General features: G+C 64.5%; 21 protein-coding genes. 16 read left to right on the top strand and 5 right to left on the bottom strand.

All coding sequences use genetic code 11. The annotated features are described in order from the left end of the window. Positions 1-399: a DUF5313 domain-containing protein gene (locus tag B586_RS07600; protein ID WP_047315311.1), complete on the bottom strand. Its 399-nt coding sequence runs from the start codon at positions 397-399 to the stop codon at positions 1-3. A 2-nt stretch (positions 400-401) separates the two neighbouring features. Next, positions 402-842: a limonene-1,2-epoxide hydrolase gene (locus B586_RS07605; protein WP_054880278.1), complete on the bottom strand. Its 441-nt coding sequence runs from the start codon at positions 840-842 to the stop codon at positions 402-404. Between the two features lie 72 nt (positions 843-914). Here B586_RS07605 and B586_RS07610 point away from each other — a divergent pair, with 72 nt between their 5' ends. From B586_RS07610 to B586_RS07635, 6 genes are all read left to right on the top strand, one after another. Then, positions 915-2,081 (top strand): glycosyltransferase, encoded by a 1,167-nt coding sequence (locus B586_RS07610; RefSeq protein ID WP_047315313.1) that lies wholly within the window; start codon positions 915-917, stop codon positions 2,079-2,081. 77 nt (positions 2,082-2,158) lie between these two features. Continuing rightward, entirely contained in the window at positions 2,159-2,353 is a 195-nt protein-coding gene (locus tag B586_RS07615; protein WP_054880277.1) for a DUF3046 domain-containing protein, read from the top strand. A 255-nt stretch (positions 2,354-2,608) separates the two neighbouring features. Further along, positions 2,609-4,753: an intein-containing recombinase RecA gene (gene recA, locus B586_RS07620; protein ID WP_047315315.1), complete on the top strand. Its 2,145-nt coding sequence runs from the start codon at positions 2,609-2,611 to the stop codon at positions 4,751-4,753. After that, positions 4,719-5,234, top strand: a complete 516-nt coding sequence (gene recX / locus B586_RS07625; RefSeq protein WP_047315316.1) for a recombination regulator RecX — start codon at positions 4,719-4,721, stop codon at positions 5,232-5,234. Before recA ends, recX begins: the two co-directional genes overlap by 35 nt. 136 nt (positions 5,235-5,370) lie before the next feature. Then, positions 5,371-6,936 carry a tRNA (N6-isopentenyl adenosine(37)-C2)-methylthiotransferase MiaB gene (gene miaB, locus B586_RS07630; RefSeq protein ID WP_054880276.1) on the top strand — a complete coding sequence of 522 codons (1,566 nt, stop codon included), beginning with the start codon at positions 5,371-5,373 and terminating at the stop codon, positions 6,934-6,936. Then, positions 6,924-7,568 (top strand): Rv2732c family membrane protein, encoded by a 645-nt coding sequence (locus B586_RS07635; RefSeq protein WP_414738726.1) that lies wholly within the window; start codon positions 6,924-6,926, stop codon positions 7,566-7,568. The genes miaB and B586_RS07635 overlap by 13 nt, the downstream gene beginning before the upstream one ends. Positions 7,569-7,784: 216 nt before the next feature. Here B586_RS07635 and B586_RS07640 read toward each other — a convergent pair whose 3' ends face one another. Together B586_RS07640 and B586_RS07645 are read right to left on the bottom strand one after the other, a co-directional pair. Further along, positions 7,785-9,122: a DUF349 domain-containing protein gene (locus B586_RS07640; RefSeq protein WP_054880275.1), complete on the bottom strand. Its 1,338-nt coding sequence runs from the start codon at positions 9,120-9,122 to the stop codon at positions 7,785-7,787. Between the two features lie 235 nt (positions 9,123-9,357). Next, positions 9,358-9,594, bottom strand: coding sequence for a hypothetical protein (locus tag B586_RS07645; RefSeq protein ID WP_054880274.1), 237 nt, complete (start codon positions 9,592-9,594; stop codon positions 9,358-9,360). A gap of 413 nt (positions 9,595-10,007) precedes the next feature. Here B586_RS07645 and B586_RS07650 point away from each other — a divergent pair, with 413 nt between their 5' ends. The 9 genes from B586_RS07650 (at position 10,008) to B586_RS07690 (ending at position 19,458) form a co-directional block, all read left to right on the top strand. Beyond that, the gene (locus B586_RS07650) at positions 10,008-10,910 is read left to right on the top strand and encodes a DMT family transporter (protein ID WP_054880273.1); all 903 of its coding nucleotides are present in this window, start codon (positions 10,008-10,010) and stop codon (positions 10,908-10,910) included. 552 nt (positions 10,911-11,462) lie between these two features. Beyond that, complete coding sequence (locus B586_RS07655) at positions 11,463-12,407, top strand: DMT family transporter (protein ID WP_047315321.1); 945 nt, start codon at positions 11,463-11,465, stop codon at positions 12,405-12,407. A 66-nt stretch (positions 12,408-12,473) separates the two neighbouring features. Continuing rightward, positions 12,474-13,172 (top strand): class III extradiol ring-cleavage dioxygenase family protein, encoded by a 699-nt coding sequence (locus B586_RS07660; RefSeq protein WP_054880272.1) that lies wholly within the window; start codon positions 12,474-12,476, stop codon positions 13,170-13,172. Beyond that, positions 13,169-14,104 carry a tRNA (adenosine(37)-N6)-dimethylallyltransferase MiaA gene (miaA, locus tag B586_RS07665; RefSeq protein ID WP_054880271.1) on the top strand — a complete coding sequence of 312 codons (936 nt, stop codon included), beginning with the start codon at positions 13,169-13,171 and terminating at the stop codon, positions 14,102-14,104. Before B586_RS07660 ends, miaA begins: the two co-directional genes overlap by 4 nt. Positions 14,105-14,176: 72 nt before the next feature. Further along, entirely contained in the window at positions 14,177-15,058 is an 882-nt protein-coding gene (dapF, locus tag B586_RS07670) for a diaminopimelate epimerase (protein ID WP_047315324.1), read from the top strand. Positions 15,059-15,107: 49 nt separating this feature from the next. Continuing rightward, positions 15,108-16,562, top strand: a complete 1,455-nt coding sequence (hflX, locus tag B586_RS07675) for a GTPase HflX (RefSeq protein ID WP_054880270.1) — start codon at positions 15,108-15,110, stop codon at positions 16,560-16,562. A 241-nt stretch (positions 16,563-16,803) separates the two neighbouring features. Further along, positions 16,804-17,964 (top strand): acyl-CoA dehydrogenase family protein, encoded by a 1,161-nt coding sequence (locus tag B586_RS07680; RefSeq protein ID WP_054880269.1) that lies wholly within the window; start codon positions 16,804-16,806, stop codon positions 17,962-17,964. A 453-nt stretch (positions 17,965-18,417) separates the two neighbouring features. Then, positions 18,418-18,693: a PE family protein gene (locus B586_RS07685; protein WP_168162518.1), complete on the top strand. Its 276-nt coding sequence runs from the start codon at positions 18,418-18,420 to the stop codon at positions 18,691-18,693. 132 nt (positions 18,694-18,825) lie between these two features. Continuing rightward, positions 18,826-19,458 (top strand): PPE family protein, encoded by a 633-nt coding sequence (locus B586_RS07690; RefSeq protein WP_054880267.1) that lies wholly within the window; start codon positions 18,826-18,828, stop codon positions 19,456-19,458. Between the two features lie 750 nt (positions 19,459-20,208). Here the strand turns inward: B586_RS07690 and B586_RS20820 are convergent. Further along, the gene (locus B586_RS20820) at positions 20,209-20,361 is read right to left on the bottom strand and encodes a hypothetical protein (protein WP_156406735.1); all 153 of its coding nucleotides are present in this window, start codon (positions 20,359-20,361) and stop codon (positions 20,209-20,211) included. Positions 20,362-20,870: 509 nt separating this feature from the next. Between B586_RS20820 and B586_RS07695 the strand changes: the two genes are divergently transcribed. Next, complete coding sequence (locus B586_RS07695) at positions 20,871-22,961, top strand: LGFP repeat-containing protein (RefSeq protein ID WP_054880266.1); 2,091 nt, start codon at positions 20,871-20,873, stop codon at positions 22,959-22,961.

A 22,961-nucleotide genomic window follows, 5' to 3' on the forward strand; every position in this document is an offset into this window, starting at 1 on the left:
TTAGTCCTTGGGTCGTGGGCCGTAGCGCTCGATGTATGCCTGGTGGATGTGGGCGTCGCGCTTGCGGGCGAGTTCGTCGACGAGCTCGGGGTCCAGGTTGTGCACGCCCAGCATGTGACGGCGCCATATTTTGTTGAGCGCATGCGAGAAGTACACGAACGGAATGAGGATCGGCAACGTCATGCTCAAGTGGACGTCGAGCGTCGTCGGGATCAACCAGAACGGTGCGAGCACCAGCACAGCCGGAACCGCGACCCGGATCATCATCCGGGCGGCAGCGCCTTTGCCGGCCAAATCGCCCTGCACCCAGTCCCGCATCGAGTCAGGCAACCGTCCCCCATAGCAGTAGCGGACGTATTGCAGCGCGTTGGGCTTGGTGCGGGCGGGCTTGTCGCTCATGGTTAGAACGTTGCCTTTAGCGACGGGATCGCCAGCGCGGCCAGGCCGCGCACGGTCGCCTTGAACAGGTCGAAGAAATCGAAGTAGTCCCGCCACAACGTGATTCGCCCGTTGTGCACTTCGAACACGCCGCAGACCCAGAATTGAACCCGCAGCGGGCCGACAATCACCGCGTCGGCGCGTTCGCAGAGCACCGCGTCGCCATCAGCGACAATCCGGTGGATCTTTATCTCGAACCCGATACGGCCTGCCATCTTGCGCCACAGCGTGATCGTTTTGTTGCTGCCATGGATTGTCGGCAGTCCGACGTTCTGGTAGACGAGGTTGTCGTCCAACGCCGCGTCCGCGGTTTCGTAATCCTCGTCCTGCAGGGCGGTCAAGAAAACCTCGACCGTGCGAACGTTCTCAGCACTTGGGGCAGATGTCCCGGTCAGCTCGGCCATGGCTGCCAGCCTAGGCGAAGCATGGCAGCAACGGCGCAGGGCCGCTAGGGCCGCTATGGCAGGGTAGGGCGGATGCGCGTCGCCGTGGTCGCCGGGCCAGATCCCGGGCACTCGTTTCCCGCGATCGCGCTGTGTCAACGCTTCGCCGACGCGGGGGACACGCCCACCCTGTTCACCGGAGTGGAGCGCGTCGACATCGCTCGCGCCGCCGGTGTCGAGACCGCCCTGCTGGACGGGCTCGCGGCCATCGATGACGATGTCGATGCCGGGGCCAGAATCCACGGGCGGGCCGCGCAGATGGCCGTGCTCAACGTGCCAGCGCTGCGCGACTTGGCACCTGATCTGGTGGTATCCGACGTCATCACCGCGGCTGGTGGTATGGCTGCTGAGCTGCTGGGGATCCCGTGGATCGAACTCAACCCGCATCCGCTGTACCTGCCGTCCAAGGGTCTGCCGCCGATAGGCAGCGGGCTGGCACCCGGCACCGGTATTCGCGGCCGGATGCGAGACGCCACCATGCGGGTGCTCACCGCGCGGTCCTGGCGTGCCGGCCTGCGACAGCGGGCGACGGTCCGGGTGCAGATCGGATTGCCGGCCCGCGACCCCGGGCCGCTGCGACGGCTGATCGCCACGCTGCCCGCGCTGGAGGTCCCTCGCCCAGACTGGCCGGCGCAGGCCGTGGTGGTGGGTCCGTTGCACTTCGAGCCGACCGACCGGGTGCTGCAGATCCCTTCCGGCTCCGGGCCGGTGGTGGTCGTGGCACCGTCCACGGCGTTGACTGGGACATCGGGCATGGCGCAGACCGCTTTGGACGCTCTGGTGCCCGGTGACACGCTGCCATCGGGGTCGCGCGTGGTGGTGTCTCGGCTGAACGGTCCCGATCTGACGGTGCCGCCCTGGGCGGTGGCTGGGTTGGGACACCAAGCGAAGCTGTTGACGCATGCCGACGTGGTGATCTGCGGCGGCGGTCACGGGATGGTCGCCAAAGCGCTGTTGGCCGGGGTGCCGCTGGTGGTGGTTCCTGGTGGCGGGGATCAATGGGAGATGGCCAATCGGGTGGTGCGGCAGGGCAGCGCGCAATTGATTCGGCCGTTGACCGCTGCGGCGCTGGTAGCCGCGGTTAACCAGGTGCTGTCGTCGCCGGGATATCGCGAGGCCGCACAACGAGCCGCTGTCAGCATCGCTGGGGTCGCCGATCCGGTCCGGGTGTGCCACGAAGCGCTGGCGCTCGCCGGGTAACTGGCTAGTGATGGTCGCAAGCGCGGCGAAGCCGGGCGCAGCGGGTCATCACCGTCGACCTGGGTAAGTTGGCTGGCGTGCGGCTGACGGAATTCCACCAGCGAGTGGTCCTGCGATTCGGCGCCGCCTACGGCACGTCTGTGCTGGTCGATCATGTGCTGACGGGCTTCGACGGCCGTACCGCCGCCCAGGCGATCGAAGACGGTGTTGAGCCCCGCGACGTCTGGCGGGCGTTGTGCGTCGACTTCGACGTGCCCCGCGATCAGTGGTGAGGTTGCTTTCGGATTGAGTGTGCGCTCACGGTTTTGAGTGTGCGTCCAGGGCGGTAAATCGGCGCGAAATCGCGCCCTCAGCGCACACTCGACGCGGGCTCGCGGACTGTTGAAACGGCGTGTCGAACGTGAATCGAACAGATGTTCGGCTACTGTGATGGTTATTCGGCGATGTCGACTTGTCGGTGGCCTTCTCTAGTGTCACGGCCAACCGACCAATACCGGTCACCGAGCACCGACTACAGGAGAAGCAACATGGCGCAAGTCCCCGACCGTGAAAAAGCCCTCGAGCTGGCGATGGCCCAGATCGAGAAAAACCACGGCAAAGGTTCGGTGATGCGTCTCGGTGACGAGATGCGTCAGCCGATTTCGGTCATTCCGACCGGGTCCATCGCACTGGACGTGGCCCTGGGTATCGGCGGTCTGCCACGTGGCCGGGTCGTGGAAATTTACGGCCCGGAGTCCTCGGGTAAGACCACTGTTGCACTGCACGCGGTGGCCAACGCCCAGGCGGCCGGCGGTGTCGCAGCGTTCATCGACGCCGAGCACGCCCTGGACCCGGAGTACGCCAAGAAGCTTGGCGTTGACACCGATTCCCTGCTGGTTAGTCAACCTGACACCGGTGAACAAGCCCTCGAGATCGCTGACATGCTGATCCGTTCTGGCGCGCTCGACATTGTGGTCATCGACTCGGTCGCGGCGCTGGTGCCGCGCGCGGAGCTCGAAGGTGAGATGGGGGACAGCCATGTCGGACTGCAAGCCCGGTTGATGAGTCAGGCGCTGCGGAAGATGACTGGTGCGCTGAATAATTCGGGAACCACGGCGATCTTCATCAACCAGCTGAGGGAAAAAATCGGTGTGATGTTCGGGTGTGGATCCTGGTACACCAATGTCACGCTGGCCGACGGATCGACTGAGAAGCTCGGCAAGATTGTGAACCAGAAGATGGACGTCGAGGTCTTGTCATACGACTTCGAATCCGGGCAAATTGTGCCACGCAGAGTAACCAATTGGTTTAACAACGGGAGAACGGAAGAGTTCCTGCACTTCAAGGTCGATCGAGCAGGAAGCGGGACGGGACGTGGGCATGCCAGCTTGGCGATGACTCGCAACCATCTCATCCGAACCCCCGGTGGGTGGCGTGAAGCTGAAGACATAAGTGTCGGCGATCGAGTGATGTTGGCACAGCCAAGCCTGCTCAGTGATCAGCAGTGGGAAGTCGTGCTGGGTTCGTTGATGGGCGATGGGTGCCTATCCCCGCCAGCTCGACAGGATTCTGAGAGCGCACGACTCCGCATAGGACACGGAGCCCGGCAGGCGGCATATCTTGATTGGAAAGTCTCTCTGCTTGAGAACATCCCACACAGTCGCACCGTGAACAGCAAGGGTGCAGTGTTCGCCGACTTCTCCCCGCTCGCGGAACTCCATGAATTGCGAAGCGCGATGTATTTGGGTGATGGAAAAAAGTTCCTCTCCGAGGAGTATCTCAAGGCGCTAACCCCGTTGGCTCTGGCCATCTGGTATATGGACGATGGTTCGTTCAGCCTCCGCTCCAAGGGCCTGCAGCGGCGCACACAAGGCGGAAGCGGGCGAATTGAGATCTGTGTTGAGGCGATGAGCGAGGGTTCGCAAGTGCGCCTCCGTGACTATCTGCGCGATACTCACAGCCTCGATGTACGACTGCGGAAGGCCGGTGCGGCCGCCAAAGCCGTGTTGGTGTTCTCTACCGCGGCTACCGCGCAGTTTCAGGAACTAGTGGCGCCTTACATATCGCCATGCATGGAGTACAAGCTGTTGCCTCGGTTCCGTGGCCACAGCATAGTGGCGCCAAGGTTCGTCGAACCAACTATGGAGCTTATGCCGGCGCGCGTCACCGAGATCGAGTCGAAGACGGATTACCCTATCATGAGCCGCTTCGACATCGAGGTCGAGGGTTCGCACAATTACTTCGCCGACGGAGTGATGGTTCATAACTCGCCCGAAACCACAACCGGTGGAAAGGCTTTGAAGTTCTACGCGTCGGTGCGCCTGGACGTGCGTCGGATCGAGACCCTCAAGGACGGCACCGATGCGGTCGGCAACCGTACTCGGGTCAAAGTGGTCAAGAACAAGGTTTCGCCGCCCTTCAAACAGGCCGAGTTCGACATCCTTTACGGCAAGGGCATTTCCAGGGAGGGCTCGCTGATCGATATGGGTGTGGACCAGGGCTTTATCCGCAAGTCCGGGTCCTGGTTTACCTACGAAGGCGAGCAGCTTGGCCAGGGTAAGGAAAATGCGCGCAACTTCTTGCTGGAGAACGCCGACGTGGCCAACGAGATCGAGAAGAAGATCAAGGAAAAGCTTGGCATTGGCGCGGTCGTGACCGATGACGACATCTTGCCCGCCCCCGTCGATTTCTGATCGCGAAGAGCAGGCGCGGGCATTGTGCCTGCGCCTGCTCACCGCAAGATCGCGAACCCGAGCCGAGCTCCTCGGCCAGCTGGCGAAACGCGGATACGCCGACGACGTCAGCGACCGGGTCCTGGATCGGCTGGCCGCTGTTGGCCTGGTGGACGACACTGACTTCGCCGAACAGTGGGTGCGGTCTCGGCGGGTGAACGCGGGAAAGAGCAAGCGCGCGTTGGCTGCTGAACTGCACGCTAAGGGTGTCGACAATGACGTGATCACCACGGTGTTGAACGGGATCGACGCCGGTGCCGAGCGGGAGCGGGCTGAGCAGCTGGTGCGAGTCAGACTGCGGCGAGAGGCACTCGGCGCCGACGACGCACGGGTGAGTCGTCGGCTGGTGGCGATGCTGGCCCGCCGCGGATACAGCCAGACCACTGCATGCGAGGTGGTTGTTGCCGAGCTGGCTGCCGAACGGGAGCGGCGTCGGGTCTAGGGCTCAGCTGGTGGCGACCCGCCCCCCCGCAAGCGGGAGGTACCCCCAGCGCCTGGCTCCGCCGCGCTGGCGATCGCCACTAGCTGCGGGTTAATCCGGTGGGCCCCGGTCGCCGTACCATGTCTCCGTGACTTCGATGGCGGCGCGAGATACCACGGGCGTGGCGGGCCCCAGCACTCAGGCTGGGCCGGCGCCCGCGCGCACCTATCAGGTCCGCACCTACGGTTGCCAGATGAACGTCCACGATTCCGAGCGGTTGGCGGGCCTGCTCGAAGCCGCCGGCTACCAGCGAGCGGCTGACGACTCAGATGTTGGAGACGCCGATGTGGTGGTCTTCAACACCTGCGCTGTTCGTGAGAACGCCGACAACAAGCTCTACGGCAACCTCAGCCACCTGGCGCCGCGCAAGCGACACAATCCCGACATGCAAATCGCGGTCGGCGGCTGCCTGGCCCAGAAAGACCAACACGCGGTGCTGAGCAAGGCGCCGTGGGTCGATGTTGTTTTCGGCACTCACAACCTGGGATCGTTACCCACGCTGCTCGAACGGGCTCGCCACAACAAGGTCGCCCAGGTGGAAATCGTCGAGGCGCTGCAACAGTTTCCGTCGGCGCTGCCGAGTGCCCGCGAATCCGCTTATGCTGCTTGGGTTTCCATCTCCGTTGGATGCAACAACAGCTGCACCTTCTGCATTGTCCCGTCGCTGCGGGGTAAGGAGGTCGACCGCAGTCCGGCGGACATCCTGGCCGAGGTGGGAGCACTGGTGGCTGACGGCGTCCTCGAAATAACCCTGTTGGGGCAGAACGTCAACGCTTACGGGGTCTCTTTCGCTGACCCGGCGCTGCCCCGCAATCGTGGTGCCTTCGCCGAATTGCTGCGGGCTTGCGGGCGGATCGACGGACTCGAACGTGTGCGGTTCACCTCGCCGCATCCTGCCGAGTTCACCGACGATGTCATCGAGGCAATGGCGCAGACACCCAACGTGTGTCCCGCCTTGCACATGCCGCTGCAGTCCGGGTCCGACCGGGTGCTACGCGCGATGCGGCGGTCCTACCGTGTCGAGCGCTACCTCGGCATCATCGACCGGGTTCGGGCGGCCATGCCACACGCTGCCATCACCACTGATCTCATTGTGGGATTTCCCGGTGAGACCGAGGAGGACTTTGCGGCCACGCTTGACGTGGTGCGCCAGGCCCGGTTCGCGGCGGCGTTCACCTTCCAGTACTCCAAGCGGCCCGGCACCCCGGCCGCTGAACTTGGCGGGCAGCTGCCGAAAGTCGTTGTACAGGAACGCTACGAACGGCTGGTCGAGCTGCAGGAGCAGATTTGCATGGAGGAAAATCGTGCGCTGATCGGGCAGACCGTCGAACTGCTAGTCACCACCGGCGAAGGACGCAAAGACGCCCGCACCGCGCGCATGACCGGGCGAGCACGCGACGGTCGGTTGGTGCATTTCGCCTTGGACAAGCACTGGGACACGCAGGTGCGGCCCGGCGATATCATCACCGTGATGGTCACTGAAGCGGCGCCGCACCATCTGATCGCCGATGCGGGCATATTGACCCACCGCCGCACGCGTGCTGGGGACGCACACGCCGCCGGGCAGCGCCCCCGCAGCATCGGGCTTGGTAAAACCCCTTTGGGTATGCCGGGTGTCGGGCGGTCTTCCGCTTCGGTCCAGCCCGTCGGATGCACCCCATGAATCAAGAGCACGACGAACACAACGTCGCGGACTCCCCCGACTTCAATGCCTTCCGGGCTGAAATCGAGGCAGCAGAACGCCGGATTGCACGTGAGATCGAGCCTGGCGCAAGGGGTTTCGTAGTCGCGATCCTGGTATTCGTGCTGCTGGGATCGTTCATCCTGCCGCACACCGGCCAGGTGCGGGGCTGGGATGTGTTGTTTGGCAGCCACGGTGCCGGCGCGGCTGCGGTGGCGTTGCCTTCGCGGATGTTCGCCTGGCTGGCGCTGGTATTCGGTGTCGGTTTCTCGATGCTGGCGTTGATGACACGGCGCTGGGTGCTGGCCTGGGTTGCGTTGGCCGGTGCGGCGATGGCCAGCATCGTTGGGCTGCTGGCTGTGTGGTCGCGCCAGACCGTGGCTGCGGGTCAGCCGGGTCCCGGGGTGGGGCTCATCGTGGCGTGGATCACGGTGATCTTGTTGACGTTTCACTGGGCCCGGGTGGTGTGGTCGCGCACGATCGTGCAACTCGCCGCCGAGGAGCAGCGGCGTCGGGTCGTTGCGCAGCAGCAATCAAAGACGCTGCTGGACGGCCTGGGCAGCACCGACGACCCGGATACCGGGACACCACCGGATCCCCAAGCAGCCCACTAGAGCGATGGTGGCGACCCGCTTCGCGTGGCTTCGCCGCGCTCGCGATCGCCACTAGAGCGATGGTGGCGACCCGCTTCGCGTGGCTTCGCCGCGCTCGCGATCGCCACTAGAGCGATGGTGGCGACCCGCTTCGCGTGGCTTCGCCGCGCTCGCGATCGCCACTAGAGCGATGGTGGCGACCCGCTTCGCGTGGCTTCGCCGCGCTCGCGATCGCCACTAGGGTCTGCGGGTCAGCGCGTCAGCGGCGGCTTCAGCCCACTGCCGCCACTGTTCGGCATTGGCCTTGGCCTCCTGGGCCTCTTTGATCCGGCCGGCCGCGGCTGCCTTCTGGGCCTGCCGTTCGAACTGCTCGACCCGGGTTCGGAATTGCTCGGCGCGGGCCTGCGCCTGGGGATCGGCCCAATCCGATTCGCCGGCGTCGCGTACTTTCTTCTCGACGGCGCGCAGCCGTCGCTCCAACTCAGCGGACCGTTCCCGGGGGACCCGGCCGATCGCGTCCCATTTTTCGGTGATCGAGCGCAGCGCTGATCTGGCGGCTTCGTGATTGGCGGTGTCGAGTTTTTCCGCTTCAGCCAGCAACGCCTCTTTGGCGGTGGCATTGGCCCGCAACTCGGCGTCTTTTTCCGCTACCGCGGCATTGCGAGCCGCGAAGAAACAGTCCTGGGCCGCTTTGAAGCGGCGCCATAGGGCATCGTCGATATCCCGGGTTGTTCGTCCCACCGCCTTCCATTCGGTGAGCAGCTTTCGGAACTCCGCGCTCGTGGTGGTCCACTCAGTGGAGCCGGACAGCTCTTCAGCTCGCTCGCAGAGCCGTTCCTTGGATTGCCTGACCCCAGAACGCTCCCGGTCGAGCTCGGAGAAATGCGATCCCCGTCGCCGGTTGAAGGTTTCTCGGGCCGCCGAATAGCGCTTCCACAGCGCGTCGTCGACCTTTCGGTCCAGGCCGCTGATCGTCTTCCATTCGTCGAGGATCGCACGCAGCCGGTCACCGGCGACTTTCCAGTGAGTTGAGTTGGCGGCCAGATCCTCGGCCTCGGCGGCCAGCGCCTCCTTGCGTGCGGTCTGCGCGGCCCGATGCTCGTCGCGTCGGGAGCGATCCGCGACGACGATAACGTCGACACGCGCCAACAGGTCCGCCAACCGGGTCGCGAGCGCGTCAACGTCGCCCAATACGCATGCCGTCGGCAACGTCTCGGCCAGCGCTGCTGCATTGGCCTTGATCTTGCGGGCATCGCCGGTCCCCGATGCCAGCCGCTCCTCCATCAGCGTGATCTCGGTGCTCAGATCGTCGAATCGGCGGCCAAAATGGGCAAACGCGGCTTCGCGGTCGCCGGCTTGCCAGGAGCCGACGATGCGTTCGCCGGCTGCGCTGATCAGCCACACCGTGCCGTCGTCATCGACGCGTCCGAATCGGTGTGGATCGCTGGGCGGGGGCGTTGCCACCGGGTGGGTGGCGGGTCGCGGCCCAGAGCTCAGAGGCCGGGGACCGGGACGTGGTCCCGGACGTGGCGCCGGCTTGGGCGAATCGTTGATCCGGGGCTCGTCGGCCGTCATGCGTTGGTCACCTACCCTTTGCCACCCTTCGCGCGATCGTTGTTTCGCGCGTCTGCCGCGCATAGCGGCACCTTGTACGGTCGGGGACGTCTGGTGTGGCCTGGTAGCTGTCATCCCGGCCCCCCAACCGCTCCCAACAGTATTGAAGCAGCTTGGCGGACTGTACGCCGCCACCTGTCGTCGGTGTTGGTCACTTCCCGCATCGGCGGCGTCGCGAACGGCGCGAGCGGGGGGATCACCAATGCTTTTCCCGCCAGCCGTGGAGCTGGTCGAGGTTGGGTCTCGCTGGATCTCCTTGGACCAGGCCGATCGTCGGTTTGGCCTCGTTGGTCCATACCAGCGCCGGGCTGCTGGCTTGGACCGCGCAAAAGACCATGCCGCCTAGTTGTGGGTTGTCGGGGCGGTGCCCACTGAGGTCTAGCAACCACGACGGCAATTCCTCACCAATTTGGGCGCACGAAAAATTTCGCATCCGAAACCGCTCCGTTAGCTATGCCAAGTCAAACCAGGCTCGGTCAAGCAATGCGGTGAGCTGAGGAGATTCCAGGTTGATCTTGGCTGCCGGCGCCCGAAGTCCCAACCGATGCCTGCAGCGGCGAGCGCCGATTGACCCGCAGCTGTCGGAGCCCGTCGTGCGCTACGTGGTGCATCCGGCCAAGACGAGCACCGCTGCGTCAGCCGGGATCATTTGCGCTGCAGGGTGTTGCCCGCGGCCAGACCAAGCGATTTACGGGCCGCAACTCCGTAAGTCGGTGGCAACAATCCGATTTGGATGGAAAGTCCCGTTGAGTCGCTTATCCAGCGCGCAAGAGTCATTATTGAACGATTGCCTAACTGAAGCGTTATCAGACGGCTTTCGGGACGGATGTCAGTGGGAGGTCGCCCATGGCCAATGTGCAAATCGCGGCGTTGCTCGCCTTGGCAGCCGCGCTGGTCGCTGGTGTCGGGTATGCGATCCTGCAGCGGTCCGCGCAGCAGGTCACCGACGAAGAGGTCGGCCACCTCACGCTGCTGCATCTCTCGCTGCGCCACGCCCAGTGGTGGTTAGGCAGCGCGGCGGCCCTTTTGAGCTTTAGCCTGCAGGCAGCAGCCCTGGCGTTGGGTTCGGTGGTGCTAGTGCAGTCGCTGCAAGCTACGGCACTGCTGTTCGCGTTGCTGATCGATGCGCGGCTGAGTCATCACCGTTTGACCGCCGGGGAGTGGCTATGGGCGGTGTTGCTGGCCGGGGCGGTAGCGGTCATCGTCATGGCAGGCAGCCCGGCGGCCGGTCGGGCACACGCCTCCCTGTCGACCTGGGCCGAGGTTGCCGTGGTGATCGTTCCGGCGATGCTGGTGTGCGTGGTGGGAGCCCGGGTCTGCTCGGGTGTGGTATCCGCGGTGCTGCTGGCGGTGGTGTCAGCGGCGGCGCTGGCCGTGTTCACGGTGTTGACCAAGGCAGTGGTGGCGGAGCTCGGCAAGGGTTTCGCGACCCTGATTCGCACCCCCGAGCTGTATGCCTGGCTGCTGGTCTTGCCAATAGGCCTGATGTTTCAGCAATCGTCGTTTCGTGCCGGCGCGCTGACCGCCTCGTTGCCGACAATAACGGTGGCCAGGCCGGTGATCGCTTCGGTGCTGGGGGTCACCGTGCTGGGTGAGACTCTGCACACCGATCGCGTGGCGGTGTCCGTGCTGGCGGTTGCGGTGGCCGTGGTGGTTGTCGCGACTGTGGCCCTGGCCCGCGACGAGGCCGCCATGATCGAGGCCGAAACCAGCGGACTGGGGGCCGCCGGCCAGCTCGCCGTCTCCTAGGAGCCGGACCAGCCGCTGATCTCATGGTCCGGCTGGGTGAGTAACAAATCGATTCCGACCGTCTCGCGGGTAGTACGGCGACTTCGCTGAGCCCGGTACGGTGTCGGAGAACATTATTGGGTCCTTCAATCAATGCCTTTCGATGTCCTGGGGTCGGCCGGGGAGGGATCACCATAGCGAAGGGTGATATCGCGGCGTTGCTTGCGCTGGTTGCTGCGTTGATATCGGGCATCGCTGCAGACCCGGGCGCGGTAGCCGCGGTGATCGGCCCGGCAATGGTGTTCCGTGTGCTGGTGCGCGGATCTGGTCGGGCACCGTGGCGGCCGTGCAGGCAGGCCGTCGAGGGCTGCATATCTGTCACACAGGTCCCACATAGGGTCATGAACTACGCATTAAGGAATGGTTGCGCGTGACAGCCCTGCGTTCCCCGTCCTGCGGCGGTGTGATGTGCGCAGCCGATGGAAACGTCGACGAAATGGGTGACGAAATGGGTATTAAACACCGGGTGTACATGCTGGCATCGCGGGCCTGGTGTGGGGGAGGAGGTTGCAGATGACGAAGGGTGATATCGCGGTGTTTCTCGCCCTATGCGCCGCGTTCGCATCCGCGCTCGGCAATGTGGTCCGCCAGCGGTCTGCCCAGGAGATTACCGACAAACAGGTCGGTCACCTTGAGCTCTTCCGCTTGTCGGTGCGCGACGGCCGGTGGTGGCTGGGCGCCGGCGGGGCGATCGGCAATTACGCATTGCAGGCAGCAGCGCTAGCGCTGGGGTCGGTGATGCTGGTGACGGCGCTGCAGGTGACGGCGTTGCTGTTTGCGTTGCCGATCTACGCCCGTCTGACCCGACGCCCGGTGACCCGCTGGGAGTGGACCTGGGCGGTGCTGCTGGCCGGTGCGTTGGCGGTGGTCGTGACGGTCGGGGACCCGGGTGCCGGTGCCGCGCGGGCCTCGGTGGAAACCTGGATCGTGGTGGCCCTGGTTATGGGGCCAACCTTGGTGTGCTGCGTGCTCGGTGCGCGGATCTGGTCTGGCGCGGTGGCCGCGGTGCTGCTGGCCGTGGTCGCCGGATCGTCGCTGGCCTTGTTTGCGGTGCTGACCAAAGCGGTTGTCGAGGTGGTCGGAGGCGGGGTCGGCGCGCTGTTACGCGCGCCGGAGTTCTATGCGTGGATTGCGGCGGCGCTGGCGGGGATGATCTTTCAGCAGTCGTCATTCCGTGCCGGTTCGCTGACCGCCTCATTGCCGACATCGGTCGTGGCCAAACCGTTGGTCGGATCGGTGCTGGGCATCGTCGTGCTCGGCGAGACGTTGGACACTCGCGGGCCACGTGCGTTGGTGCTGGTCGCGGGGGTATTGCTGGTGATCATCGCGACCGTGGCGTTGGCTCATGGCGAGGCCGAATCCATGTCGAAGAAGGTGGCTGAGAAGCTCTCTAGAAAAGCGTCGGGAGACGTGACCGTGGGGGCGAGGGGAAAATCACCCACCGGGGTGGCGCATTAGAGCTTCGGTCTGGGCCTCGGGCCAACGCCGTCGGTCCGTCGCATCGCCGAGACGTTAGTTTGGGGTGTGCTGAGCGCTATCGCGATCGTTCCGTCCGCGCCGGTGCTTGTTCCCGAGCTCACCGGAACGGCCGCCGCCGAAGTGGCCGACCTCGGGACGGCGGTGCTGGCGGCGGCCGCCTGCTTACCCCCGCGCTGGATCGTTGTCGGGACAGGTCGCGCGGACGACGTGGTGGGCCCCGGCGGCGGCCCGGGCACTTTCGCGGGCTTCGGCGCCGACGTGCGGGTTCGGCTGTCACCGCAGGCCGGTGGCGAGGCTGAGTTGCCGGTTGAATTCCCGGTGTGTGTACTGCTCGCCGCCTGGGTGCGGGGCCAGGCCCAGCCGGACGCCAGTGCGCAGGTGCGGGTGTATTGCGGCGACCACGATCCCGACATTGCGCTGGCTCGTGGCAGACAATTGCGCGTCGAGATTGACCAGGCGTCCGATCCGATCGGGGTGTTGGTCGTCGCTGACGGCGCTACCACCCTGACGTCGAGTGCTCCCGGCGGCTATGACCCTGGTGCCGCCGATGCCCAGCTGGCCCTCGACGACGCGCTGGCAAGCGGCGACATCGCGGCCTTGACCCGGTTGCCCCGTCAGATCCCGGGCCGGGTGGCATTTCAGGTGCTGGCCGGTCTGATCGAGCCAGGGCCGCGATTGGCCAAGGAGCTGTACCGGGGAGCACCCTACGGTGTGGGGTATTTCGCTGGTGTCTGGCAGCCATGAGGCCACTTGCGATTGTCGGTCCGACCGGGGCCGGCAAGTCAGCGCTGGCCCTCGACGTCGTCGAGCGGCTCAGTGGCCAGGTCAGCGCGGAGATCGTCAACGCCGACGCGATGCAGCTCTATCGTGGTATGGACATCGGGACAGCGAAGCTGCCCGTCGCGGCGCGTCGAGGGATCCCGCACCATCAACTCGACGTCCTGGACGTCACCGAAACCGCGACAGTCGCCAGCTATCAGCGGGCCGCTGCCGCCGATATCGAGGCGATCGTGGCCCGCGGAGCGGTGCCGGTCGTGGTGGGTGGTTCGATGCTCTATGTCCAGTCGCTGCTCGACGACTGGTCGTTCCCGGGGACCGATCCGGCCGTGCGCGCGCGGTGGGAGCAGCAGCTTGCCGAGGTCGGGGTGGGCATGCTGCACGCCGAACTGGCCCGTCGTGACCCGGCGGCAGCCGCGGCAATCCTGCCCACCGACGGCCGGCGCACCGTGCGGGCACTTGAGGTGGTCGAGCTCACCGGAAAGCCCTTCGCCGCGTCCGCGCCGCGCATCGGTGCTCCGCGGTGGGGCACCGTCATCGTCGGGTTGGATTGTGACAGAACGATTCTCAGTGAGAGATTGGCCCAGCGCACTGACGCGATGTTCGAGCAAGGCCTGGTCGACGAGGTACGCACATTGTTAGGCTGCGGCCTGCGCGACGGGGTCACCGCCTCACGTGCGCTGGGCTACGCTCAAGTGCTCGCGGCACTTGACGCCGGCGGGGACGCCGACCATTTGGATGAGGCGCGCCAGCGGACCTACCTGGGCCATCGACGTTACGCGCGACGGCAGCGGTCGTGGTTTCATCGAGACCACCGAGTGCACTGGCTCGACGCGGGCACGGCCGACCGTGTCGGTGTCGTCGACGACGCGTTGCGGGTGTGGCGGAACGTATCCTGAATTGCCCGACTCCTTACTCGCGCCGTTCCGGCGCTCGCCGTCGTCGGGCTAACCTGATCTGGTGATCCGCACATGATCTTCGCCAAAGGCCACGGCACCCAAAACGACTTCGTGCTGCTGCCCGACGTCGAGGCTGATGTGACGCTCACCGCCGCCCGGGTGGCCGCATTGTGCGACCGTCGCCAAGGATTGGGCGCCGACGGGGTGCTGCGGGTTACCACCGCGGGTACAGCAGTGACGGCTGGTGTGCTCGAGCGCCTGCCCGACGGTGTCAGCGGCTCCGACTGGTACATGGATTACCGCAACGCTGACGGGTCGGCGGCGCAGATGTGCGGCAACGGTGTGCGGGTGTTCGCGCATTACCTGCGCGCCAGCGGCTTGGAGTCCCGCGACGAGTTCGTCGTTGGGTCACTGGCTGGCCCGCGACTGGTCACCGTGCACCACGTCGACCAGCTCAACGCTGACGTCACCGTCGACATGGGCAAAGCAAACCGGCTGGGCAGCGGAGGGCCGGCCTTTGCGGCTACCGTCGGCGGGAGGCGATTTTCCGGCGTAGCGGTCGACGTGGGTAACCCACACCTGGCGTGCCTGGATCCGCAGCTGAGTCTGGAAGAGCTCGCAGCTCTGGACGTGGGTGCGCCGGTGCACTTCGACCGTGCGCAGTTCCCAGACGGGGTCAATATCGAAGTGCTCACCGCACCGGTCGGCGGAGTGGTCCAGATGCGAGTCCACGAGCGCGGGGTGGGTGAAACCCGGTCGTGCGGTACCGGAACGGTCGCGGCCGCGGTCGCCGCGCTGGCAAGTGCCGACGCCGACACCGGGACGCTCACCGTCCGGGTGCCCGGCGGCGACGTGGTGGTCACCATCACCGACGCGACCAGCTATTTGCGTGGACCGTCGGTGTTAGTGGCGCGCGGTGAGCTCGCCGACACCTGGTGGTGCTCGCTGCGATGAATATTCAGATGCGCGGGCACGTGGGACGTGCCACCATCGGATATTGGCTATGACATTTCCAGATTCGCCCCAGAAGGCAGAACCGCCCAACGCGGGCACCGCAGAATCCGCACCGAGCATCGGTGAGCTGGCCCTCGAAGACCGATCGGCGCTGCGTCGGGTCGCCGGGCTGTCCACCGAACTTACCGATATTTCCGAGGTCGAGTACCGCCAGCTGCGGCTGGAGCGCGTGGTGCTGGTTGGTGTGTGGACCGAGGGCAGCGCGGCCGACAACCAGGCCAGCATGGCCGAACTTGCGGCCCTGGCCGAGACCGCTGGCTCGCAGGTGCTCGAAGGCCTTATCCAGCGCCGCGACCGTCCCGACCCGTCGACCTACATCGGCTCCGGCAAGGCGGCCGAGTTGCGTGAGGTGGTGCTGGCCACCGGCGCCGACACCGTCATCTGCGACGGTGAACTGTCCCCCGCGCAGCTGACCGCGCTGGAGAAGGCGGTAAAGGTCAAGGTGATCGACCGCACCGCGCTGATCCTTGACATCTTCGCCCAGCACGCCGCCAGCCGGGAAGGCAAAGCGCAGGTGTCGCTGGCACAGATGGAGTACATGCTGCCGCGGCTACGCGGCTGGGGTGAGTCGATGTCACGGCAGGCCGGTGGTCGCGCCGGCGGCAGCGGCGGAGGAGTGGGCCTGCGCGGCCCCGGTGAGACCAAAATCGAGACCGACCGGCGTCGCATCAGGGAACGGATGGCCAAGCTGCGTCGGGATATCAGGGACATGAAGCAGGCCCGCGACACCCAGCGCAGCCGCCGGCTGCACAGTGGCGTTCCGTCGATCGCCATCGTCGGCTACACCAACGCCGGCAAGTCCAGTTTGCTGAACGCGCTGACCGGGGCCGGGGTGCTGGTGCAGGACGCGTTGTTCGCCACCCTAGAACCCACCACCCGGCGCGCGGAATTCGATAACGGTCAGCCGTTTGTGCTCACCGACACCGTGGGGTTCGTTCGTCACCTGCCCACTCAGCTGGTCGAAGCATTCCGTTCCACGCTGGAGGAGGTCGTTGACGCCGATCTGTTGTTGCACATCGTCGACGGCTCAGACGCCAATCCGCTGGCCCAGATCAATGCGGTTCGTCAGGTGATCTGCGAGGTTGTCGCGGATCACGGGGGCGGTGGCTCGGAGGCGCCGCATGAGCTGCTGGTGGTCAACAAGATCGACGCCGCAAGCGATCTGATGCTGGCCAAGCTTCGCCACGGGTTGCCGGGCGCCGTGTTTATCTCCGCTCGCACCGGGGACGGTATCGACGTGTTGCGGCGACGGATAGTCGAGCTCGCCGTGGCCACCGACACCGCGGTCGACGTGGTCATCCCGTACGACCGTGGTGATCTGGTAGCTCGCCTGCACGCTAACGGGCGAGTCCAGCAGGCGGAGCACCACTTGAACGGCACCCGGATCCGCGCCCGCGTCCCGGTGGCGCTGGCCGCAAGCCTGCAGGAGTTTTCGGCCTACTGATAGCCGTTGCCGGCCAGACGTCCGAGCTTGTAGTCGCCGTCGGTGCGCGACGCATCGCTTGGTTGGCCAGGTGGCGGGTCGGGCGGCAAGCTATCGACCAACCATCCGGTTGGTATATGTTGGGCGGCGAAGTTTCCGTTCGTCGGAGGTCATGTTATGAGCCGCGTCGACGACGATGCAGTGGGGGCACCTCCCAGCCGCGAAGCGGCGAGGGGGACGAAGCGATGAGGAGGAGCGGCGCATGATCGGTGCCGTCAAGTACCAGCGCACTCTTTTCCAGCCTGAGCATGAATTGTTTCGCGAGTCCTACCGAGGCTTCCTCGATCGCCACGTCGCGCCGCACCACGGCGAATGGGAGAAGGCGAGGATCGTCGACCGTGGGGTGTGGCTCGAGGCCGGCAAGCAGGGCTTCCTCGGGATGGCGGTGCCCGAGGAGTACGGCGGCGGCGGTAACCCCGACTTCCGGTACAACACGATCATCACCGAGGAAACCAGCGCCGGGGGCTACAACGGGATCGCGTTCGGCTTACACAACGACATCGTGGCCCCGTATCTGCTGAGTCTGGCCACTGAGGAGCAAAAGCAGCGTTGGTTGCCCAAATTCTGCACTGGGGAACTGATCAGCGCGATTGCGATGACCGAACCGGGAACCGGCAGCGACCTGCAGGGCATCAAGACCCGCGCGGTCAAGCAAGGTGATCACTACATACTCAATGGCGCAAAGACTTTCATCACCAACGGAATCAACTCAGACCTGGTGATCGTGGTGGCGCAAACCGATCCGGACAAGGGCGCGCAGGGTTTTTCGCTGCTCGTTGTCGAACGCGGCATGGAGGGCTTCGAACGCGGCCGCCATTTGGACAAAATCGGACTGATCGCGCAGGACACCGCCGAGCTGTCGTTCACCGACGTACGCGTTCCGGCAGAAAACCTGCTTGGCCAGGAGGGGATGGGATTCATCTACCTGATGCAGAACCTGCCGCAGGAGCGGATCTCGATCGCCATCATGGCAGCCTCGGTGATGGAGAGGGTGCTGGAACAGACATTGCAATACACCAAGGAGCGCAAAGCTTTTGGCAAGCCAATAGGCAGCTTCCAGAACAGCCGGTTCGTACTGGCCGAGCTGGCGACCGAGGCCACCGTGGTGCGCATGATGGTCGACGAGTTCATTCGTCTGCACCTCGAGGAGAAGCTAACTGTGGAACAGGCCGCAATGGCGAAGTGGTATGCCAGCGAGAAGCAGCTACAACTGGTCGATCGCTGCCTTCAGCTGCACGGCGGGTACGGCTACATGCGCGAATACCCAGTCGCCCGCGCCTATCTCGATGCCCGGGTTCAGACGATCTATGGCGGGACCACCGAGATCATGAAGGAGATCATCGGCCGGAGCCTCGGTGTCTAGCGTACGTCAGTTGCCATTTCAGCTAGATGGCTAGTCTGCCGGTGCCATTGAAATGAAATACATTGTCGCGCAACGATATCTGATCGTCGGTCCCGACTTTCGTAGATAGTGGGCACACAGGTCATAGGATTGACCTCCTGGCGACCAAAGCGTAGCAGCGGGTTTGGAAGGCGCGGGTTCCTAGTTTGCAACCGCCGCATCCTCCCAACAGTCCACACAGCAAGACAACCACCGATCAGAACGACGCAATCGTCGCCGACGTCATCGACCGGACTGGGGCATCGTGGGCTAGCACCCGTGTCCTTTGGCATCACCGTCATCGCGTAGGCTGGGACGCTGGAGTTCTTCAGTGTTCACGCCCTTCGATCTGTCGGGAGAGTGCTAGTGATTGCATTTGGGTCAGGATCAGAGAGCTTGGTGGGGGATCCTCGTCTGGCAAGTGGGTCAGGTGAGGTGATAGTAGAGTCAGAGGTTCTCACAACCGCAGGCACCGATATGGTGAAGCTTGCTGACCGTGTTTCGACAGCCAAGACCCAGAAGGTCCCGGTGACTACCAAGGTTCTCCCGCCGGGAACCGATAGCGTGTCAGCTCTGTTAGCGAGATTTTTTAATACCCGCGGGCAGCAGTATCAGCTGCATACCGATCGGGGCGCCGAGATCGGCAGGGAGATCGGCCAGGGCGTGACGGCTGCCGCAAAGGCTTATGAGGACGCCGATACGATCTTATGAGAATCTGACGACTGGGCTTTGAAGAAGCTGGCACGAGCCTGAGTCATCTTAGCTATGGCTGCTCATGGGCTGCTACTGGCGAATAGATTTGCCAGCGATATGTGATATCGAGTTGGGGGGAAAGTAACTAAGGTGTTCAACTTCCACGCACTACGACCTGACATCAACGCTCAAAAGCTTCGTGGTCCGGGTTCTGGCCAGCTGCGGGACGTTGCACGGGCATGGCATAGTCTGGCGGACGAGTTAGCCCTGTTCGTGGACGAGTGGGTATCCAAAATCCGTACGGCGGACCTGTATTTTCGCGGTCCGGCGGCGGGTCGGATTTCAGTCGCGGCAAACCAATACGGGCACTGGCTGACGGAACACGCCGCAGCGGCCACTAGGACCGGCGACCAGCTCGATGAAGCGGCGGCGGCCTACGACACGGCGGTCGCCACGATGGTGCCGGCGCCGACGGTGGTGGCCAACCGCCTGAAGGTCCAGACGCTGAAGTTAGGCAACCTTCTCGGGACCTTCGCCGCCGCGATTGCGCAGGAGGAAGCCGTCCACCAAGAGATGTGGACCCACAATGCGGACGTGATGACGACATACAAGCGTGAGGTCTTCAGGATAATGGAGCAGGAAAGGCCGATTATTCCGGCGCCGATGGTAAGCCCGCATGCGGCACCGAGTCGGTTGGGGGACTTCGACCCGTCCGAGCTGCCTGAGCCACCGAGTGGGTTACCTTTTGCCGCCCATCGGAGGGATGCGGGCGAGCGTTTTTAACTACCCGTTGGGGATATCGACGCGCACGGTGTGACCATTTGCGCGCAACGGCAGCTGGCACCTACCAGCAACGGTTCGGCCTCTTCTCAGAGAGCGGAACTGTTTCTCTGCAAACAGTTTCGGGTCTGGCTCACGTGAGGGGGCCGGCGTGGGCCCCGCGTAGTGCTCATCGACAATAGAGGTCTCCCGGGGCTGCGCATCAGGGCGCCGTGGCCGACCACGACCGCCACGGTGGTGCCGATTAGGCCAGTGGGCACCACGTAGCGGAGCCCTAAACCAGCCCGGTTCACATTAGTTGGCGGCGGTGATGTCGATGCTGGGTGTGCAGTCGAGGAATTTGGTGGGTTCGGGTAGGTCGAGCGCGGCCAGGATAGTCTTCTGGCTGTGTGGGTTTCGGCGGCACGGATGAGAAGTAGTGCTAGCCAACATAGTTGAATGTGGGCGCGATGCGGTCTTCGCGGTGGTGGCAGACCGGGTGCAGCCCGAGACTGGTTTTGGCGTCGCGTCAGCCGCACTCGACGGCGAGCAGCTGCTGGTAAGCGGGCGGCCTCGGCGTTGGTGTGGCGTAGCTTCTCGGTATGGATGTGGTGCCCGCCGGCGCAGCCGAGATAGGCGCGGTTAGCGGCGGAGGCCAATGCCGCGATCGACGACCCCTACCAGCCGGTGCAGGTTCTAGGCTCCTAAGTTGTCTTTGACCGTGCGGACGATCCGCTGATCGCTCCGGCTGCCCGGGAAAAGTCCAGCAGCACACTAGGATTCCGTCACGGGTTGCGGCTCGAGCTCGGCCAGTTCGTCGGGTGTGTCGACCTCCCAGTAGGTGCAAGTGGCGTCGACGAAGACGATGTCTATGTCTATGTCGGCTGCGGGACGCTTGGATGGTCGGATAGTCGGCGAGATTTCCAATGCCTATGCACGGTGCCATGGTTGGGCCGCCGAGGCCGAGCGCTCGGCAGCCGAGGACGTCGATCCCGAGCCAGATCGTCGAAGCATCATGGCTCACGTTAACGTCAGCACATGTTTCTCACGTACATGCAAAGTTGCGTGGAAGACGGGGTCAAGCAACAAGCCGGCGGTCATAACGTTGGTGAGCGCTTAGGTAACTCTGGAAACGCCCACCTTAACGACGCTTCCGTGCGCGGCATCCGCCGGGCGGCAAGGTCTCGCTCGGTAACCCCAATGTGGCGCGTGCTGTGCGGTCGGTCGCGACACCGGCATGGCACGGCATCATTTCGACATCGACTCGGTATCCGTTCTCGTATTATTTTTGATTTAACTTCGCAATTGTCGTTCGCTGGAGCAAAGCTATCCGGGCCCGGCGATAATACGGGCCGTACTGGGGGAACCCGCTCGTCGGGCGGGCACGGTACGGGCATGACCACAGAATCGGGCATGTCCGTTGGCTGGGTGACTTGGTGAATGGGCAGAGAGGTCTAGTGGGCAAGAGGGTAAAGAGGGCGCTGGCCAGCTTGGCGGCCACAGCGGCGGCCACCGTGTTGCTGGCGCCTGTGGTGACTGCGTCTCCCACCGGTGACGCTGACGACGCTATTACCGCCGCGTGGGACAAGGCCGGTGGTGACAATTCGGTGCTTGGTGCCAAGAAGGGCGAGGTGTACGCCGTCGGCGGCGGTTTCGCCCAGGACTTTGCGTCCGGCAAGATGTTCTTCACCACGGCCACCGGCGCCAAGTTGATGTACGGGCCAATCCTGGACAAATACGAGTCACTAGGTGGTCCGGTCAACAGCGATCTGGGATTCCCGACCATCGACGAAGTGCCCGGTCTAGCTGGACCCGACAGCCGAGTGAGTACGTTCTCCGCCAGCGACAAGCCGGTGATTTTCTGGACAGCTGACCACGGCGCATATGTCGTGCGCGGTGCGGTCAACGCGGCCTGGGACAAACTCGGTAGCTCAGGCGGCGTCCTCGGTGTCCCGGTCGCAGATGAAAGCTTCGACGGTGAGGTTATCTCGCAGAAGTTCAGTGGCGGCGCAGTCTCGTGGAATAAGAAAACCAACGAGTTCGCCACCGAGCCGGCGGCACTGGCCGAGCAGCTAAAAGGCCTGCTGGTGGCGACCGATCCCACCACGGCCATCAGCATGGCCTGGCGCGCGGCTGGCGGCGCTTCGGGTCCGCTAGGCGCCAAGCAGGGCGGGCAGCATCCCATCGGCGGTGACGGACTTGTCCAGGACTTCGCTGGCGGCAAGGTGTTTTTCAGCCAAGCCACCGGTGCTAATGCGGTTGAGAGCGACATTCTGGCTAAGTACGAGTCGCTGGGCGGGCCGGTCGGCAGCGACTTGGGTTTCCCCACCGCCAATGAAAGCGACGGCGGTATCGCTCCCGCCAGCCGGATCGCCGTGTTCTCCGCAGCCGATAAGCCGGTGATCTTCTGGACACCCGACCACGGCGCGTTTGTCGTGCGCGGAGCGATGAAGGCGGCGTGGGACAAACTCAAAGGCCCCACTGGCAAACTCGGCGCGCCGGTCGCAGACCAAGCAGTGGACGGTGACGTGATCTCGCAGAAGTTCACCGGCGGCAAGATCTCGTGGAACCGCGCCAATAACACCTTCACCACCGATCCGGCGAACCTGGCGCCGCTGTTGTCTGGTCTGCAGGTGTCCGGGCAGAACCAGCCCAGTGCGTCGGCGATGCCACCCCACGCCAAGAAAGCCACCTGGCATTGGTGGTGGCTGGTGGCTGCGGTCGCAGTGCTGCTAGTGATCGTGATGTTCGTCGTGCTGGCGCTCGGGTGGCGTCGGCGTCGCACCGCCCACGACATCGCTGCTTACGAGCATGACCACGATGTGGACGTTGGCTGGGATGCCCGAGACGCCGCAGTTGACGGGCGGTGGACCTACAACGCCGAGTCCGGTACCGCGCATCCGGCGCGTGATGTCGAACCCGGGCCGACGGTCAGCTGGTTGCGCGGAGCACCGGACGCTACCGGCCTGGCCTGGGATGTTGCGCCTGGGGATGTTGCGCCTGGCGGGGTGTTCGGTGGTGAATTGCCGTCCGGCTCCGAAGAGGCCTTAGGACTCGACCAGGACGATCCCGACGCGGTGGATACCGATTCGATACCGGTCGTGTCTGATGCCGACTTTCCGCATGCCGCCCTGGCGGATGCCGTGGCGTCGGATGCCGCGCACTGGGATGCTGAGGCCGCGGAGGTCGTCGCCACTGACACGAGCGTGTCGGAAGCCGGTGCTTCCGACACCGAGGTGAGCACTGGGCGACACGCGGCCGTCGATATGGCCGATGCGCTGGACGCGTCCTCCCCGGGGGCCACTGCTCCGCGGATGCCGTTGCGGCCAGGCCCGACTCTGCGGCCGACAATCCACCTGCCGCTGGATGACCCCTATCAGGTGCCCGACGGTTATCCCATTAAGGCCAGTCCGCGCTTCGGCCTGTACTACACCCCGGAGAGCGCGCTCTACCACGACACGCTCGCCGAAATCTGGCTAGCCAACGAAGAAATCGCACAGGCCAACGGCTTTATCAAGGCCGACTAA

Source organism: Mycobacterium haemophilum DSM 44634 (assembly GCF_000340435.2).
In the GTDB taxonomy this organism is placed as follows: domain Bacteria; phylum Actinomycetota; class Actinomycetes; order Mycobacteriales; family Mycobacteriaceae; genus Mycobacterium; species Mycobacterium haemophilum.

What these genes read in the sequence shown, in the direction of transcription:
- B586_RS07600 (WP_047315311.1), bottom strand. Translation starts at nt 399, where the DNA reads ATGAGCGACAAGCCCGCCCGCACCAAGCCCAACGCGCTGCAATACGTC.
- B586_RS07605 (WP_054880278.1), bottom strand. Translation starts at nt 842, where the DNA reads ATGGCCGAGCTGACCGGGACATCTGCCCCAAGTGCTGAGAACGTTCGC.
- B586_RS07610 (WP_047315313.1), top strand. Translation starts at nt 915, where the DNA reads ATGCGCGTCGCCGTGGTCGCCGGGCCAGATCCCGGGCACTCGTTTCCC.
- recA (WP_047315315.1), top strand. Translation starts at nt 2,609, where the DNA reads ATGGCGCAAGTCCCCGACCGTGAAAAAGCCCTCGAGCTGGCGATGGCC.
- recX (WP_047315316.1), top strand. Translation starts at nt 4,719, where the DNA reads ATGACGACATCTTGCCCGCCCCCGTCGATTTCTGATCGCGAAGAGCAG.
- miaB (WP_054880276.1), top strand. Translation starts at nt 5,371, where the DNA reads ATGGCGGCGCGAGATACCACGGGCGTGGCGGGCCCCAGCACTCAGGCT.
- B586_RS07635 (WP_414738726.1), top strand. Translation starts at nt 6,924, where the DNA reads ATGCACCCCATGAATCAAGAGCACGACGAACACAACGTCGCGGACTCC.
- B586_RS07640 (WP_054880275.1), bottom strand. Translation starts at nt 9,122, where the DNA reads ATGACGGCCGACGAGCCCCGGATCAACGATTCGCCCAAGCCGGCGCCA.
- B586_RS07645 (WP_054880274.1), bottom strand. Translation starts at nt 9,594, where the DNA reads ATGCGAAATTTTTCGTGCGCCCAAATTGGTGAGGAATTGCCGTCGTGG.
- B586_RS07650 (WP_054880273.1), top strand. Translation starts at nt 10,008, where the DNA reads ATGGCCAATGTGCAAATCGCGGCGTTGCTCGCCTTGGCAGCCGCGCTG.
- B586_RS07655 (WP_047315321.1), top strand. Translation starts at nt 11,463, where the DNA reads ATGACGAAGGGTGATATCGCGGTGTTTCTCGCCCTATGCGCCGCGTTC.
- miaA (WP_054880271.1), top strand. Translation starts at nt 13,169, where the DNA reads ATGAGGCCACTTGCGATTGTCGGTCCGACCGGGGCCGGCAAGTCAGCG.
- dapF (WP_047315324.1), top strand. Translation starts at nt 14,177, where the DNA reads ATGATCTTCGCCAAAGGCCACGGCACCCAAAACGACTTCGTGCTGCTG.
- hflX (WP_054880270.1), top strand. Translation starts at nt 15,108, where the DNA reads ATGACATTTCCAGATTCGCCCCAGAAGGCAGAACCGCCCAACGCGGGC.
- B586_RS07680 (WP_054880269.1), top strand. Translation starts at nt 16,804, where the DNA reads ATGATCGGTGCCGTCAAGTACCAGCGCACTCTTTTCCAGCCTGAGCAT.